16 protein-coding genes are annotated in these 14,227 nt (G+C 66.1%); 5 read left to right on the top strand and 11 right to left on the bottom strand.

The genetic code is table 11. The features are described 5' to 3' along the window. Positions 1–72: 72 nt before the first annotated feature. Positions 73–1,284, bottom strand: a complete 1,212-nt coding sequence (locus tag ACY8GK_RS00635; RefSeq protein ID WP_462402019.1) for a hypothetical protein — start codon at positions 1,282–1,284, stop codon at positions 73–75. Positions 1,285–1,454: 170 nt separating this feature from the next. After that, complete coding sequence (locus ACY8GK_RS00630) at positions 1,455–1,904, bottom strand: YcgN family cysteine cluster protein (RefSeq protein WP_462402018.1); 450 nt, start codon at positions 1,902–1,904, stop codon at positions 1,455–1,457. A 145-nt stretch (positions 1,905–2,049) separates the two neighbouring features. Here ACY8GK_RS00630 and ACY8GK_RS00625 point away from each other — a divergent pair, with 145 nt between their 5' ends. Beyond that, positions 2,050–2,643, top strand: a complete 594-nt coding sequence (locus tag ACY8GK_RS00625) for a nitroreductase family protein (protein WP_462402017.1) — start codon at positions 2,050–2,052, stop codon at positions 2,641–2,643. Positions 2,644–2,710: 67 nt separating this feature from the next. Here ACY8GK_RS00625 and ACY8GK_RS00620 read toward each other — a convergent pair whose 3' ends face one another. The 4 genes from ACY8GK_RS00620 to ACY8GK_RS00605 all read right to left on the bottom strand — a co-directional run bounded on the left by ACY8GK_RS00620 (position 2,711) and on the right by ACY8GK_RS00605 (position 5,681). Further along, the gene (locus tag ACY8GK_RS00620) at positions 2,711–3,643 is read right to left on the bottom strand and encodes a D-2-hydroxyacid dehydrogenase (protein WP_462402016.1); all 933 of its coding nucleotides are present in this window, start codon (positions 3,641–3,643) and stop codon (positions 2,711–2,713) included. A 145-nt stretch (positions 3,644–3,788) separates the two neighbouring features. After that, positions 3,789–4,082 (bottom strand): YcgL domain-containing protein, encoded by a 294-nt coding sequence (locus ACY8GK_RS00615; protein ID WP_196180236.1) that lies wholly within the window; start codon positions 4,080–4,082, stop codon positions 3,789–3,791. Continuing rightward, positions 4,082–5,212 carry a ribonuclease D gene (gene rnd, locus ACY8GK_RS00610; RefSeq protein WP_196180234.1) on the bottom strand — a complete coding sequence of 377 codons (1,131 nt, stop codon included), beginning with the start codon at positions 5,210–5,212 and terminating at the stop codon, positions 4,082–4,084. Before rnd ends, ACY8GK_RS00615 begins: the two co-directional genes overlap by 1 nt. A 100-nt stretch (positions 5,213–5,312) precedes the next feature. Further along, the gene (locus ACY8GK_RS00605; protein ID WP_196180232.1) at positions 5,313–5,681 is read right to left on the bottom strand and encodes a 5-carboxymethyl-2-hydroxymuconate Delta-isomerase; all 369 of its coding nucleotides are present in this window, start codon (positions 5,679–5,681) and stop codon (positions 5,313–5,315) included. A gap of 113 nt (positions 5,682–5,794) precedes the next feature. On the opposite strand from ACY8GK_RS00605, the gene ACY8GK_RS00600 reads away from it, so the two are divergent. Next, complete coding sequence (locus ACY8GK_RS00600; RefSeq protein WP_196180230.1) at positions 5,795–6,031, top strand: YdcH family protein; 237 nt, start codon at positions 5,795–5,797, stop codon at positions 6,029–6,031. Between the two features lie 76 nt (positions 6,032–6,107). Here ACY8GK_RS00600 and ACY8GK_RS00595 read toward each other — a convergent pair whose 3' ends face one another. The 3 genes from ACY8GK_RS00595 to ACY8GK_RS00585 are packed head-to-tail and all read right to left on the bottom strand — an operon-like array spanning position 6,108 to position 7,918. Next, complete coding sequence (locus ACY8GK_RS00595; RefSeq protein WP_196180228.1) at positions 6,108–6,629, bottom strand: DUF2937 family protein; 522 nt, start codon at positions 6,627–6,629, stop codon at positions 6,108–6,110. Between the two features lie 18 nt (positions 6,630–6,647). Further along, entirely contained in the window at positions 6,648–7,421 is a 774-nt protein-coding gene (locus ACY8GK_RS00590; protein ID WP_196180226.1) for a class II glutamine amidotransferase, read from the bottom strand. A gap of 17 nt (positions 7,422–7,438) precedes the next feature. Continuing rightward, on the bottom strand, positions 7,439–7,918 hold the full coding sequence (locus tag ACY8GK_RS00585) for an MFS transporter (RefSeq protein WP_462402015.1): 480 nt from the start codon (positions 7,916–7,918) through the stop codon (positions 7,439–7,441). A 139-nt stretch (positions 7,919–8,057) separates the two neighbouring features. Between ACY8GK_RS00585 and ACY8GK_RS00580 the strand changes: the two genes are divergently transcribed. Then, entirely contained in the window at positions 8,058–10,121 is a 2,064-nt protein-coding gene (locus ACY8GK_RS00580; protein WP_196180223.1) for a S9 family peptidase, read from the top strand. A 4-nt stretch (positions 10,122–10,125) separates the two neighbouring features. On the opposite strand, the gene ACY8GK_RS00575 is transcribed toward ACY8GK_RS00580, so the two are convergent. Next, positions 10,126–10,419 (bottom strand): hypothetical protein, encoded by a 294-nt coding sequence (locus tag ACY8GK_RS00575; protein WP_196180221.1) that lies wholly within the window; start codon positions 10,417–10,419, stop codon positions 10,126–10,128. Between the two features lie 135 nt (positions 10,420–10,554). Between ACY8GK_RS00575 and ACY8GK_RS00570 the strand changes: the two genes are divergently transcribed. After that, positions 10,555–10,926 (top strand): YajD family HNH nuclease, encoded by a 372-nt coding sequence (locus ACY8GK_RS00570; RefSeq protein WP_196180219.1) that lies wholly within the window; start codon positions 10,555–10,557, stop codon positions 10,924–10,926. Between the two features lie 225 nt (positions 10,927–11,151). Here the strand turns inward: ACY8GK_RS00570 and ACY8GK_RS00565 are convergent, their stop codons facing one another. Further along, positions 11,152–12,279 (bottom strand): GNAT family N-acetyltransferase, encoded by a 1,128-nt coding sequence (locus ACY8GK_RS00565; protein WP_462402014.1) that lies wholly within the window; start codon positions 12,277–12,279, stop codon positions 11,152–11,154. Between the two features lie 238 nt (positions 12,280–12,517). On the opposite strand from ACY8GK_RS00565, the gene ACY8GK_RS00560 reads away from it, so the two are divergent. Further along, positions 12,518–13,765 carry a putative porin gene (locus tag ACY8GK_RS00560; RefSeq protein WP_462402013.1) on the top strand — a complete coding sequence of 416 codons (1,248 nt, stop codon included), beginning with the start codon at positions 12,518–12,520 and terminating at the stop codon, positions 13,763–13,765. Positions 13,766–14,227 lie beyond the last annotated feature (462 nt).

The following is a 14,227-nucleotide window of genomic DNA, read 5'->3' as shown; positions in this document are numbered from 1 at the left end:
CGCATCATCACTTCGGAGCAGATGCTTCGCGCAACGCTCTGGCCATACCGAAACCAGACCCAGCAGCCATTCCTACAACAACGGCGTATCCAGTACCTGCGACTTGCGCCCCAGCACACTCTCGCTGATCTGCACGAACTCCTCGGTATTCACGCTCGGCAGGCGCATCAGCGCGCGCGTGACGTCATCCAGCGAACGCTTGTCGTGGGTATGCAGGCGAATCTCTCGGTCCAGTGCCTGCAGCAACAGCACCCCGCGCGCGACCTGGGCCGGGCTGGCCTGTTCGCCACGCAGGCGGCTGACCTTGGCCGAGCGACTCTCGAGACGCTCTTGCATGAGCTGGTAGCGGTCGTCGCTGAGCCCGCCAGCCCGACGCAGCAAGACGGTGGCGTAGTAGTCGGCGAGGCTTTCGCCGATCCAGTCGCTGGCCTCGCGGTCGCTGATCTGGGCAAACGACTGCACCAGCGCGCGCAACAGCGGACTGCTGCCGCTCTCGTTGATCAGCGGCCGCGCACTGTCGAGATACAGCGAGCGGTGCGCACTTGCCACGCCGCGTCCCAGACCTTCTCGCGCCGCGACCACCAGCAGCTTGGGCGGGTTGCGGGCAAAAACCGCCTGCAGCTGCGGCCAGACGAAGGTCAGCAAGGTCAGGGTATCCAGACGTCGCATGCCCTGCCCGCGCGGCGCGGCGATGGTGACTTCGGTCTCGCCCAGGCGCGCGCGTCGGCTGCCAAGCTTGCCGGCCAGCATCCAACCGGTTGGCCGGTCGAACAGCCGCGAAACATCGTCGACGCGAAAGCGTTGCTTGCCGATACGCGGCCAGGCGGTCTCGATGCTCTGCCAACCTGCAGGCAGCTCGAAGCCCAGGCGAGCGACCAGTTCGACGCCATCCTGCTGGTCGAGCCGGGCCACGGGGACCAACTGGTCGCCGCGAAACAGCGCCCAGTGCGCGGTGATGCGGCTGTCACGGAGGCCATCGCGCCCCGGCTGGTCCAGCCGCACACGATAGGCCAGGCTGGCCTTGCCTGGCGCTGGACGCCAGGTGCCGCGATCGCCCTTGGTCGTTGGCAGCCATTGCCCATCGGCCTGGAAACCGCTGTAGGCGCCCTGCTTGCCCAAGGCGAAATCCAGGCTGCGCACCGCACTGCCGTCGGCCAGCACCAGGCGCACTTCGGCCTGGGCGGTCGCTGGCAGCAGACGCACCTGGTAATCGAGATCGACCTTGCGGGCCCAGGCTGGCGCGCTGGCTAGCAGGCATACGAGCAGTACCAGACGGCGATGCATTGAGCACTCCTTGTTCGGCGCAGGCGGGACGCCGTGGACGACCGAAGGTTTGTACGAAAGTCGCCGAGCCACGACCGGGCAAGGCGAACCAGGCCAGCAAGCGCAGCCTACCGGCTGCAATGAGCCTTCCGAGCCTGTCATCCACGCAGCGCGAGCGCTGCCTGCAAAGCCTAGCTGGCGCGGAAGATCAGGTAGTCTTCCCAGTCGTCTTCGGCCACATTGGCCTCGCTGAGCATGCGCCCGGACTGGGAAACGCGCTGGCAGTGGACCTGCTGGCGATCACCGCAGACCAGGTGGTGCCAATCGGGCAGGTCCTTGCCCTCGCTGACCAGGCGGTAGCCGCAGGTAGCCGGCAGCCAGGTGAACTGATCGGCCTTGCCAGGGGTGAGCTGGATGCAGTCAGGCACCTGGGCGAAGCGTCGTGGATAGTCGCTGCACTGGCAGCTGTGCAGGTCCAGCAGCTTGCAGGCGATGCGCGTGTACCAGACGCTGTTGTCGTCCTCGTCCTCGAGCTTCTGCAAGCAGCACAGCCCACAACCGTCGCACAGCGACTCCCACTCCTGCGGGTCGAGTTGTTCGAGGGTCTTGCGCCGCCAGAAAGGCGCGGTATCGGCGATCATCACACAGGTTCCTGCAATCGACTCGTTCAGCCGCCGGGGCGCGGCGGCGCCAGTCTAGAGCCTGTCCGCCAGCAAAGCCAGACCGCTTGTCAGGGCCGCTGCAACGCAGTAGCGTGCGGCTTCCCCAAACCTTGCAGGAGCGATCATGAGCGACACTCCACGCGTGGCGGACTACGCCATCGATGAACAATTCATCAACCGCTGGTCCCCGCGCGCCTTCAGCGACGAACCGATCAGCGAGCAGACCCTGCTCAGCTTCCTGGAAGCTGCCCGCTGGGCGCCTTCGGCCTACAACTCGCAGCCCTGGCGCTTTCTGTTCGCCCGCCGGGGCACTCCGAACTGGGAGCGCTACCTGCAATTGCTGGTACCGTTCAACCGCAGCTGGGCCCAGCACGCCTCGGCGCTGGTGGTGATCATTTCCAAGACCACCTTCACCGCGCCGGGCGCCGAGGAAGAATCGCCCGCACTGTGGCACACCTTCGATACCGGCTCGGCCTGGGCGCACCTGGCCCTGCAGGCCAGCCTGAGCGGCTGGCACACCCACGGCATGGCCGGCTTCGACAAGGAACTGGCGCGTCGCGAGCTGAAGATCCCGGAGAGTTACGAGGTGCACGCCATGGTCGCCATCGGCAAGCTGGGCGACAAGGCCAGCCTGGCCGAGGGGCTGCAAGCGCGCGAAGCGCCGAGCTCGCGTCGTCCGCTGAGCGAGCTGGCGGCCGAGGGTGATTTCACCCTCTGAGCGGCAAGCAAGAGCTTGACGCGTATGCGCTGGCGCGCGTGGCTACGCTGGGCGGCTCGGGGCTTTGTCAATAGCCGCGCTGGAAGTCTACCGTTCCCTGCATCGGTGCATTGGCCTGATAGGCATCGAGATTGTCCAGGAACAGGCGCGTCATGCCGATGGGCGAGGTAGGCGCGGCGCTGTGACCGGTCAGCAGCAGGCCTGGGGTGGTCCAGAACGGATGCTCCGCTGGCAGCGGTTCCTCCCGGCAGACATCCAGTACCGCCCCGCCGAGCCGGCCGGCCTGCAAGGCCTCGACCAGGTCGGCATCGACCACCGAGACGCCGCGCCCTGCGTTGATGAACAACGCCCCAGGCTTGAAACGGCCCAGCAAGGCCGCGTCGTACAGGTCATGGGTGGCCGGGGTGTCGGGCAGCAGGTTCAATACATGGTCCGCTCGTTCGACCAGGTTCGGCAGCTGCGCCAGGGTGGCTACCTCGGCGAACGGTGGCTGGGCACGGGCACTGCTGGCGATGCCCAGCAAGCTCACGCCAAACGGCGCGAGGAACTCGGCGACGCGCTGGCCGATTTCGCCGACCCCGACGATCAGTACCGTGCGGCCCTGCAGAGTGCCGCCGGGGCGGTCGTTCCAGACGCATTCGCCTTGGCTGGCCAACCGCTCCAGCAGCCGCCGCTCATGGGCAAGCAGGTAGGTCAGCATGTATTCGGCCATCACCTGGCCGAAGACCCCGACCGCCCGGGTCAGACGATAGTCGCGTGGCAGCCCCTCGGCCAGCAGCGGCGTGATGCCTGCCCAGGTGGACTGCATCCAGGCCGGTGCCGGGCACCGGCGCAGCAAGCCCGCGAGCAGGTCAGGCTGACCAAGCCAGATTGCACACTGGCCGGCCTGGCCAGCCAGCTCGGCGATGTCGTCACCGCCAACGATATCGAGGTCCGGCGCAGCTTCGGCCAGGAGCCTGGCGTAGCAGGCATGTTGCTGTTCGGCGAGCAGGATGCGCATGGGCGGGTTTCCCTGGTGGCTACGGCACGGTTGCCGCGTTGTTAGGTTCAGGCACTGTCCTTCGAGCCTGCCAGCCCCCGAGGCCGCCGCGCGCCCATCGCGGCCGGTCCGGCGCCCTGGAGGGCCTTCTGCACACGGCCTGCGTTCAAGCCGGATCGTTGCGCCGCAACAGCTCCTCTGGCAGGTGCTCGATGTATTCGTCCTCAGGCGGCGGCATCTGCAGGTGATACCCTTGGTTGTCGAGGTTCTCCAGCACCTTGGCGATGTCTTCGCGGGCCAGCTTGCGCTCGGGGCTGAGCACCAGGTCGAAGGCATGTACCGGGGTGCCGAAGAACGGCAACAACCCCTCGGGCACTCGCTGCAGGCCATCGGCCTTGAGCACGTAGAGGTACATCTCGTTCTTGCGTGGGCTCTTGTAGATCGAACAGATACGTTTCATCAGGATTCTCCAGCGCCTGCCAGACTTTCCAGCAGGGCCTGACCCATGCGCTCGCGGCGCCAGCCGCGCAGCGACTCGGGCAAATGATAGGGACCATCGGGGAAGCCACTCTTGAGCAGCGCCTCGAGTGTCTTCTTGCGCAGCATCAGCTCAGGCGCGATGCCCAGCCTTTCGCCTTCGGCCTGGCCGATGGCGCGCAGCCGCTTGAGTACGCCGGAGGCCTCGATCGGCAGCGGCTCGGGCAACGGTTCCGGCCACTGTTCGGGTGGCAGCGCGGCAGCCTGACGGATCAGCGCCAGCAGTTGCTCACCGTCCTGGCGGATGGTACGCGGATGCATGTCATCGATCCGGGCGAGCGCGGACAGGTTGTCCGGCTGGCTCTTGGCCATGGGCCAGAGGGCATGTTCGCGCAGGATGCGATTGCGCGGCACGTCGCGGCCACGCGCTTCACGCTCGCGCCAGGCGCACAGCTCGCGCAGTACCGCCAGCTGTTGACGCGACAACTTCCACGCCAGCTTGACCTCGCGGTACAGCGACTCGGGCTCCACTTCGCGGCGCAGTTGCGCGACCAGTTCGGCCCCGTCCTCCACGACCCAGGCGAAGCGCTCGTCGGACAGCCGCGGACGCAGGGCGCTGTACAGCTCGGCCAGATGCACGGCATCCTCGGCGGCGTAGCTGACCTGGGTCTGCGACAGTGGCCGCTGCAGCCAGTCGGAGCGGGTCTCGCCCTTGGGCAGCTCGAGCCCCAGCACTTCCTGCACCAGGCGCGAATAGCCCATGGAGAAACCGATGTTCAGGTAGCCCGCGGCCAGTTGGGTGTCGAACAGCGGTTGCGGCAGCTTGCCGGTCAGGCGCAGCAGCACCTCGAGGTCTTCGCTGCAGGCATGCAGCACCTTGAGCACGGCGGGATCCTCGAGCAGCTCGGCCAGCGGTCGCCAGTCGCGGATCAGCAAGGGATCGATGAGATAGGCCCGCTGGCCGTCACCGACCTGCACCAGCCCCGCTTTCGGATAGAACGTGTCGACCCGCATGAATTCGGTGTCGACTGCCACGAAGGGTAGTCGACGCCAGGCCTGGCAATGTTCGGCCAGGCGCTGGTCGTCAAGGATCCAGTGTATTTCGATGGCCACGAAGCTCTCCCGCAAACAGTGGCGCGCAGTATATACGGCGCAAGCCTCTCGCGGGAAACCGGCGCCCGGCGGCAGGCCAGGCGTGGCGCACCTGCCCGGCTCAGTCGGCTGGCAGGCGCAGCTTGGCGTAGGACTCGCGCTCGATGTCGAGAATTTCCGCGCATAGCTGGATGTCCATGCCCGGCCGTGCAACGACGGTTTCTCGCAGTACCTCGAGCAAGGCTGCCGACAACTGCCGCTTCACTTCAGCCGAGCGCCCGGCCAGCATCGCCAGACGGACATGGACGAAGCCGCGGCTCAGCGGCGAGATGCCCACCCGGAAATGCCCGAAGCCCTGGGCCCGGCTCTTGATGTCGAGCTCGTCGGCGAACTGCCCGCTGGCGACCAGCGCCTGGTTCAGGCGCAGCAGCACCAGCTCGACCTTCAGTTCGGCCAGGTTGTCGCTGTACTCCAGGTTCAGATGAGGCATCACGGGCGTTCCTGCTTCAGTAGGATCAGACAAGCCTAGTCCAGCTCGGGAACCTGGCAAACCAGCTATCCTCAAAGCTCTAGATCCTGCCAATCCCTGACCGAGGTGAAGAGATGCCAGTACCGCACGATCTGCTTGCTGACCTGCACGTGACCGAAGAGGCATTCCAGGCCTTCATCGACAAGGACCCCACGCTGCACCGGCTGCACAAGGAGTACAACGCCAGCGACAAGGCCGTCGTCGCGGCAGAGAGAAACGGCACCGCGGATGACGAGGTCAACCGCCTGCGCAAGGAGCGCCTGCTGATCAAGGACAAGATCGAACGGATCGTTCAGCCTTTGCGGGGGTGAGCCACAAGCTGCAAGCTAGAAGCGGATCGTGTCGTTCATGCGATCCGCTTTTGCTTGCAGCTTGTGGCGCGGAGCTTCAGCGCCAGCTCTCCTTGACGGGCTGGCGCCGTAGCCCCAGCAGCAGCCGGCCGAGCAGCAGCAACAGGCTCTCGATGACCAGCGCCAACACCAGGCCCAGCCCTATGCCCCAGGCCATCGCCTCGGGCACCAGCAGCACCTGGTAGGTATAACCCTTCAAGGTCTCGTCGCGCAGCTGCGGGTCGGGAGTCACCAGCACGTGCCAGGTGCGACTGGCCCATGGGCCTTGCAGGTTCTGCCATTCTCGTTCCAGGACCCGGTTGCGCAGCAGCAGGCTTTCGATGCTGTTGGCGTCGCTGTTGAAGACCGGGTCGTTGCTGGTGCGGTAATGCCGCACCAGCGCCTGCAGGTCGCCGTTGAAGAAGCGTTCGGCGGTCTGCTGGAAACCCTTGAGCGCCTGGCGCGATTCGAGCAGGTGCGCCTCGACCCGCTGGGTATAGCTGTCGATCAGCCCTGGCACCTGGACACCGGCCAGCAGGCCGAAGGTGAACAACAGCAACCGCAGGTAACTTCTGAACATGGCGCGACTTCCCTGGCTTCAGCTCTGCCCGTGGGCGACACACTCGCCATGTCGCCAAAGGGCCCATTGACCTGGCTCGTACTTCTTCCAGGTCTCGTTCTCGGTCAGGGGCTCGGTGGCGATCACCGTGACCACGTCGTTCGGGGTGGTCTGCGACTGGAAGTCCACGATCATGTCGTAGTCCTTCAGCCGGGCCGGCCCGAACGGCGCGCGACGGGTGATGTGCACCAGCTTGGTGGAGCAGAAGCAGAACAGCCAGTCACCATTGCTCAACAGGCAGTTGAACACACCCTTGTCGCGGTAGCCCGCACACGCTTCGACCAGCACCGGCAGCAGCTGTTCCACTTCCACCGGTTCGGGAAAGGCGCTGCGCACGCGGTTGAGCAGGTCGCAGAAGGCCGCCTCGCTATCGGTGTCGCCCACCGGCCGGTAGAAACTGACCTGGCCCTGGAAGTCGGCGAGCTGGCCGTTGTGCGCGAAACACCAGTTGTGCCCCCACAGTTCGCGGACGAAGGGATGGGTGTTGGACAGGCAGACCCTGCCGACATTGGCCTGACGGATGTGACCGATGACCACTTCGCTCTTGATCGGGTAGCGCTGCACCAGGTTGGCCACTTCCGACTCGCTGCTGGCGGTCGGGTCCTGGAACAGCCGCAGGCCACGCCCTTCGTAGAAGGCGATGCCCCAGCCGTCACGGTGCGGGCCGGTCCGGCCACCGCGCTGCATCAGGCCGGTGAAGCTGAAGACGATGTCGGTCGGGACGTTGGCGCTCATGCCAAGCAATTCGCACATGCCAGAGGCTCTCTCGCTCAGAGACGGGGTTCGACGCGCCCGCCCGCCGTGGCCAACTGCGGGTCGCGATAGGCGTGGCGATCGTCACGCTCGTCAGCATCGATCGCCTTGGCCTCGGCCGCCATTTCGGCATCACGCCGGGCCTGGGCCTGGGCGCGTGCTCGCCGGCGCTTGAGCAGCGGCCAGCGCACCAGGGCGAACAGCCCGTAAGCGATGAAGGCGATCAGCCCGTACATGGCCAGGTCAGAGGCCGCGCGCAGGGCGTTGTTGCCGACCTTGAACAACAGGTCCAGGGCCATGACGGCGATGGCCGGAGCGAAGCTGTGCTTGACCGGGTCGATGATGGTGGGGGTGAACAGCAGCACGGCCAGGATCACCCGCAGCGGCTCGCGCAGCCAGCGCCACATCCAGCAAGTGATGCGAAAGCCCACCAACAGGCAGCCCAGGGCTGCTACGGCATAGAGGCCCCAGGCCAGCAGATAGTCGTGTTCGGTCATGGTACGGATGCATGCCAGGCAAATTGATGCTTATGATAAACACTTTTGCGCGCAGGCGCCCCCAAAAGCCGCGATGCCGGCCGGACGAGCACGCTGTCGCCGGCCCGCTCGGTATCGCCATAGATCGAGAGACTCTCGCATGCCCGCCACCCCGAACCTTCGCCAGCCCCCGATCGCACGCCAGGACGCCGGCGCAGACCCCTACGCCTGGCTTCAGGCCCGCGACACGCCCGAAGTGCTGGCGTACCTGGCCGAGGAAAACGCCTACCAGCAGGATTGCCTGGCCGACCAGGCGCCGATGCGCGAACGGCTGTTCGAAGAAATCCGCGCGCGCATCCTGGAGACCGACCTGTCGCTGCCCTCGCCATGGGGGCCGTGGCTTTACTACACGCGCACCACGGCCGGCGATGAATATCCGCGCCATTACCGTTGCCCACGCCCGGCCGACGATTCGCTGGTGGTCGACGAAAGCCGGGAACAGCTGTTGCTCGACCCGAATGTCCTGGCCAATGGCGGCTTTCTCGCCCTGGGGACCTTCAGCATCAGCCCCGATCATCGCCTGCTGGCCTACAGCCTCGATGCCAGCGGCGACGAGATCTACACCCTGTACGTCAAGGACCTTGTCGACGGCACGCTGCACACCCTGCCCTTCGAGGACTGCGACGGCAGCATGACCTGGGCCAACGACAGCCAGACGGTGTTCTTCGCCCAGCTCGACGAGACCCACCGGCCCTGCCGGCTGATGCGTCACCGCCTCGGCGAAGCCCAGGCCAGCCTGGTCTTCGAGGAGCCCGACGGGCGCTTCTTCCTGCATTGCTACCGCTCCAGCTCGGAACGGCAACTGGTCCTGCTGCTGGGCAGCAAGACCACCAGCGAAGCCTGGGTACTCGACGCCGCCACGCCGCAGGCAGCGTTCACCTGCCTGGCGCCACGGCGCGAGGGCCACGAATACTCCCCCGACCATGGCCAGCTGGACGGCCAATGGCGCTGGTTCGTGCGCAGCAACCGCGACGGTATCAATTTCGCGCTGTACCATGCGCCGGCCGACCAGGTGCCAAGCGAGGCGCAATGGCAGCTGCTGGTGCCCCACCGCGAGGATGTCATGCTCGACGGCGTGAGCCTCAATGCCGAGGCGCTGAGCCTGAGCCTGCGCGCGGGCGGCCTGCCGATCATCGAGATCCACCCGCGTGGCCTGCCGGCCTACCGCGTGCAATTGCCGGACGCCGCCTACAGCCTGCATGTGCAGGACAGCCTGGAGTTCGCCAGCCCGCGCATCCGCCTGCGCTACGAAGCGCTCAACCGGCCGGCACAGATCCGCCAGCTGGAACTGGCCAGCGGTGCCCAGCAAGTGCTCAAGCAAACCCCGGTGCTCGGCCAGTTCGATGCCGACGAATATGTCAGCGAACGCCTCTGGGCCACCGCCGCCGATGGCACGCGCATCCCGATCAGCCTGGTCCGTCGACGTTGCGACCTGGGACGCTGCGTGCCGCTCTACCTGTATGGCTACGGCGCCTACGGAGCCAGCCTGGACCCCTGGTTCTCGCATGCCCGGCTGAGCCTGCTGCAACGCGGCGTGGGTTTTGCCATTGCCCATGTGCGCGGTGGCGGCGAGCTTGGCGAAGCCTGGTACCGGGCAGGCAAGCAGGCGCACAAGCAGAACACCTTCGACGACTTCATCGCCTGCGCCGAGCACTTGCTGGCCGAAGGCGTGACCGCGCGTGATCGCCTGGCCATCAGCGGTGGCAGTGCCGGTGGCCTGCTGATCGGCGCCGTGCTCAACCAGCGCCCGGAACTGTTCCGCTGCGCCATCGCCGAAGTGCCTTTCGTCGATGTGCTCAACACCATGCTCGACCCGGAGCTGCCACTGACCGTGACCGAGTATGACGAATGGGGCAACCCGCAGGAGCCGGAGGTCTACCAGCGGATCAGGGCCTATGCGCCCTACGAGAACGTCAAGGCTCAGGACTACCCGGCCATGCTGGTAGTGGCCGGCTACAACGACAGCCGGGTGCAGTACTGGGAAGCGGCCAAGTGGGTGGCGCGCCTGCGTACGCTCAAGACCGATGCCAACCCGCTGCTGCTCAAGACCGAGATGGGCGCGGGACACGGCGGCATGAGCGGACGCTACCAGGGGCTGCGTGACGTGGCGCTGGAGTACGCGTTCATTCTCGACCAGCTGGGCGTGGGCTCCGAGCCTGCCTGAAGGCTCAGTCGTCGCGTTCAGGCCGCTGGGGCGCGGGTGCTGGCCCCGGCGGCTGGCGCAGGCCCGGCAATGGCTGGTCCTTGGGTGGCGAAGGCAACGGCATCGGTGGCAACAGCGGTGCGCCGGGCTGGTTGTCACCTGCCCGGACCGGGGCGCCGGGGGTGATCTGCGGATAAGGCGTCGGCGTCGCGGTGCCCGGCGCGCCCGGCACCGGCACGACCAGGCGCGGCGGCTGGCTGGCGGCCTGGGCCGCAGGCCAGGCCAAGAGGATCACTGTGGCGAGGATCGCATGGAACATCTGCTGCCTCCTGTCGATAACCAAGCTACAGGCTACCCGCAATGGCGCGGTTTTGCCTGTCCGCGGCGCGCGTCCACGCGCTAGAATCAAGGTCAAGACCGTCAACAGCCCTGAACACTAGAAAGGAACACCGCCATGAGCTCGGCCTCTTCCGCCGCCGCCACCGCCCGCCTCGACCGCATCCTTGCCGACGCCAAGCGCGACAAGGAAATGGGCTATCGTGACAAGGCGCTAAAAATGTATCCGCATGTGTGTGGCCGCTGCGCCCGCGAGTTTTCCGGCAAGCGCCTCTCCGAACTGACCGTGCATCACCGCGACCACAACCACGACAACAACCCCCAGGACGGTTCGAACTGGGAGTTGCTGTGCCTGTATTGCCATGACAACGAGCATGCCCGCTATACCGACCAGCAGTATTTCAGCGAGGGGTCGCTGAGCAGCCCGAAGACCGCGACAGCCACGCATAACCCGTTTGCCGGGTTGGCTGATCTGCTGAAGAAATCCTGATGCGCGTGTAGAGACCGCAGTATCGCGAGGCCCGTGCTTGCGGCGTCATCGGCGGAATCACTGCGCTGGCGCTTAGCGGCCGCCGCCGGGGCTGCGGACCGGCCGCGGTGCCCGCGAAGCGGGCCCGGAACCGGCCAGGCCACAGCGCTCTACCCTCGCTGCCACAACCCGCGCACGAACCTACTCTTTCGAACCTGCCAGGCTGCCGAGGCCGCTCCCATTGGATTACACCTGCCGATACGGCAGCGCCTGCCGCGCCGCGTCCGCATACGCCCTGACCCCTTCCCGCTCCTGCATCAGGAAGTCCTCCACCGCCCGACGCAGCCCTGGATGCAGCAGGTAGTGCCACGAGCGCGTCAACACCGGCTCGAACCCACGAATCAGCTTGTGCTCGCCCTGCGCCCCGGCATCGAAGCGTTGCAGGCCCTCGCGGATGGCGAACTCCATGCCCTGGTAGAAGCAGGTCTCGAAATGCAAACGATCGAATTCGTCCAGGCAACCCCAGTAGCGCCCGTAGAGGCTGCCAGCCCCGACCAGGCTCAAGGCCATCGCCACCGGCCGCCCGCCTTGCCGGGCGATGACCACCCGCACCGCCTCCGGCATGCGCTCGCCGAGCAGACTGAAGAATGCCCGCGTCAGGTAGGGCGCGCGTCGACGCACGGCATAGGTGTTGGCATAGCAGCGGTAGATGAAGTCCCACTGCGCCTCGCTCAAGGCGTTGCCTGGATACCAGTCGAACTCGATCCCCTGCCCGGCCACCTGTTCGCGCTCCTTGCGCATCTGCTTGCGCTTGCGCGAGCTGAGCAGGTCGAGGAAGTCCTGGAAGTCCCGGTAGCCCTGGTTGCGCCAGTGGAACTGGCAGCCCAGGCGCTCCATCCAGCCCGGCAAGTCGCCCAGCTGGGCGTCCAGGGGCGGATCGGTGAAATTCACATGGGCGCCGGAAAGTCCGGCCTCGGCCAGGTATCCAGGCACGGCCTGCAACAGCTGCAACCCATCGCTCGGGTCGGCCGCCAGCAGCCGCGGGCCGCTGACCGGACTGAACGGCACCGCGCCGAGCAGCTTGGGATAGTAGGCGATGCCGGCACGCTCGCAGGCATCGGCCCAGGCATGATCGAACACGTACTCGCCAAACGAGTGCCACTTGCGATAGGCCGGCAGGATCGCCCGCGCCTGCCCGTCCCGCTCCAGCACCAGATGCTCGCTGGCCCAGCCGCTGTCAGGACCGAGGCTGCCGCTGTCCTCCAGCGCCGAGAGAAAGGCATGGCGCAAGAACGGCTGGTCCGGCGGCACCTGCGCATCCCAGATGGCCGGTGACAGGTCGCGCAGGCAGGCAAGACTGTAGAGGCGGGTCACGTCGATCGACTCGTGGCAAGTGAATGGCCAGTATCGCGGAAGAGGTCGGCCAAGCTCAAATCGTCCATGCCGGACTTCATCGCAGCGACATCAAATCGACATCAATCTGTCATTGGCCCCCGCAATACTTGCGCCTGTTTTCCGGAACCCCAGAACCTGTCTATTCAGGCACTTTCGGAAGGCATGCCAACTCGGGGGCGGGCGCCAGCCTCCCCACTTTTTCAACAGGGAGAACCTTATGCGTCTTGTTTCTACACTAACCGGAGCGAGCCTGTGCACCGGCATGATGCTGGCTCTGAGTGCTCCGGCCAGTGCGGCCGTCGACGCCAAGCTGCTCGAAATGCTTCGCGCCAACGGTTCCATCAACCAGGCGCAGTACAACGAACTGCAGGCTGACCTGGCCAAGGAAACCCAGGAGAAAGCCGTCCAGAAGGCTCAATCCGAACGCCTGAGCTCGTTTGAACAGAAAGTGGCATGGGCCGCCAAGACCCAGATCAAGGGCGATGTCCGCCTGCGCTACGAAGATGTCAACGTCGACAACCCGGTGTCGGGCAGCGGCAACCAGGACCGCGAGCGCGTGCGTGCCCGGGTCGGCGTGTACAGCGAGATCAACCCGCAGGTCGATGCCGGCATCCGCGTGGCCACCGGCAGCGGCGCCGACGCCCGCTCCACCAACCAGAGCCTGGACAACTACTTCGAGAAGAAATCGCTGTGGGTCGACCTGGCCTACCTCGACTGGCACCCGACCGCCATTCCCAACCTGCACCTGATCGGCGGCAAGATGCCCCAGCCGTGGGTGAGCATGGGCGACGTGATCTGGGACAGCGACGTCAACCCCGAAGGCGTGGTCGCGACCTACAAGACCGACCTGGGCGGTGTCGAGCTGTTCGGCAGCGCCGGTCACTACATGCTCAAGGACAACGTCGACGGCGACGGCGTGCAGTTCAAGCACGACCTGCAACTGTACGCAGGCCAGCTGGGCGCGCGCTTCGCGCCGGCCGACACGCTGAAGATGACCCTGGGCGCCAGTGTCTACGGCTACGACAACGACGAGTCCTCCGCCCCGCTGCTGGTCAACGGCAACACCACCAACGAGTTCAACCTGGTCGAAGGCTTCGGCCAGCTGGACTTCACCGGCCTGGCCATTCCGCTTTCGGCGTATGGCCAGTACGTGGTCAACACCGAGGCCGACGACAGCGAGGACACCGCCTGGCTGGCGGGCGTGAAGACCAAGCTCGGCGCCTTCGGCATCGACTACAACTACCGCGACGTGCAGCGCAACGCGGTGGTCAGCGCCTTCACCGACTCCGACTTCGCCAACGGCTTCACCGGTTCGCGCGGGCACAAGATCAAGGTCGGTTACGAGATCGACAAGAACTTCTCGGTGGCCGCGGCGTACCTGGCGGCCAAGTCGGACCGCTCGAACCTGCCGCGCAACGATGCGAACGTGGACACGGTGCAGGTGGATCTGGAGGCGAAGTTCTAAGCGTGACCTGAAGCCGGCGTGAGGTCGAGGCAGACGTCTTTAGGCGTCTGCCTTTTGCGCTGTGCGGGTGACGTATTGGACATGGATCGGGATGGCTGATTTGTGGGCCCTGCGGGCCCAATCGCGGCACGGGGGCCGCTCCTACGGCCGTAGTGACACCGCTGTAGTATCGGCTATTGCTGACGGTGCCTGGGCGTGGGTCGGTGGGGCTGATTTGTGGGCCCTGCGGGCCCAATCGCGGCACGGGGGCCGCTCCTACAGCCGTAGTGACACCGCTGTAGTATCGGCTATTGCTGACGGTGCCTGGGCGCGGGTCGGTGGGGCTGATTTTGTGGGCCCTGCGGGCCCAATCGCGGCACGGGGGCCGCTCCTACGGCCGTAGTGACACCGCTGTAGTATCGGCTATTGCTGACGGTGCCTGGTGAGGCTGATTTTGTGGGCCTTGCAGGCCCAATCGCGGCG

The organism is Pseudomonas sp. Marseille-QA0332 (genome assembly GCF_054950175.1).
The sequence above is the reverse complement of the archived record's forward strand: the minus strand, read 5'-3'. Positions and strand labels throughout refer to the sequence as shown.

What these genes read in the sequence shown, in the direction of transcription:
- ACY8GK_RS00570 (WP_196180219.1), top strand. Translation starts at nt 10,555, where the DNA reads ATGAGCTCGGCCTCTTCCGCCGCCGCCACCGCCCGCCTCGACCGCATC.
- ACY8GK_RS00630 (WP_462402018.1), bottom strand. Translation starts at nt 1,904, where the DNA reads ATGATCGCCGATACCGCGCCTTTCTGGCGGCGCAAGACCCTCGAACAA.
- ACY8GK_RS00615 (WP_196180236.1), bottom strand. Translation starts at nt 4,082, where the DNA reads ATGAAACGTATCTGTTCGATCTACAAGAGCCCACGCAAGAACGAGATG.
- ACY8GK_RS00590 (WP_196180226.1), bottom strand. Translation starts at nt 7,421, where the DNA reads ATGTGCGAATTGCTTGGCATGAGCGCCAACGTCCCGACCGACATCGTC.
- ACY8GK_RS00575 (WP_196180221.1), bottom strand. Translation starts at nt 10,419, where the DNA reads ATGTTCCATGCGATCCTCGCCACAGTGATCCTCTTGGCCTGGCCTGCG.
- ACY8GK_RS00620 (WP_462402016.1), bottom strand. Translation starts at nt 3,643, where the DNA reads ATGCGCATCCTGCTCGCCGAACAGCAACATGCCTGCTACGCCAGGCTC.
- ACY8GK_RS00585 (WP_462402015.1), bottom strand. Translation starts at nt 7,918, where the DNA reads ATGACCGAACACGACTATCTGCTGGCCTGGGGCCTCTATGCCGTAGCA.
- ACY8GK_RS00595 (WP_196180228.1), bottom strand. Translation starts at nt 6,629, where the DNA reads ATGTTCAGAAGTTACCTGCGGTTGCTGTTGTTCACCTTCGGCCTGCTG.
- ACY8GK_RS00635 (WP_462402019.1), bottom strand. Translation starts at nt 1,284, where the DNA reads ATGCATCGCCGTCTGGTACTGCTCGTATGCCTGCTAGCCAGCGCGCCA.
- ACY8GK_RS00560 (WP_462402013.1), top strand. Translation starts at nt 12,518, where the DNA reads ATGCGTCTTGTTTCTACACTAACCGGAGCGAGCCTGTGCACCGGCATG.
- ACY8GK_RS00605 (WP_196180232.1), bottom strand. Translation starts at nt 5,681, where the DNA reads ATGCCTCATCTGAACCTGGAGTACAGCGACAACCTGGCCGAACTGAAG.
- ACY8GK_RS00625 (WP_462402017.1), top strand. Translation starts at nt 2,050, where the DNA reads ATGAGCGACACTCCACGCGTGGCGGACTACGCCATCGATGAACAATTC.
- ACY8GK_RS00600 (WP_196180230.1), top strand. Translation starts at nt 5,795, where the DNA reads ATGCCAGTACCGCACGATCTGCTTGCTGACCTGCACGTGACCGAAGAG.
- ACY8GK_RS00580 (WP_196180223.1), top strand. Translation starts at nt 8,058, where the DNA reads ATGCCCGCCACCCCGAACCTTCGCCAGCCCCCGATCGCACGCCAGGAC.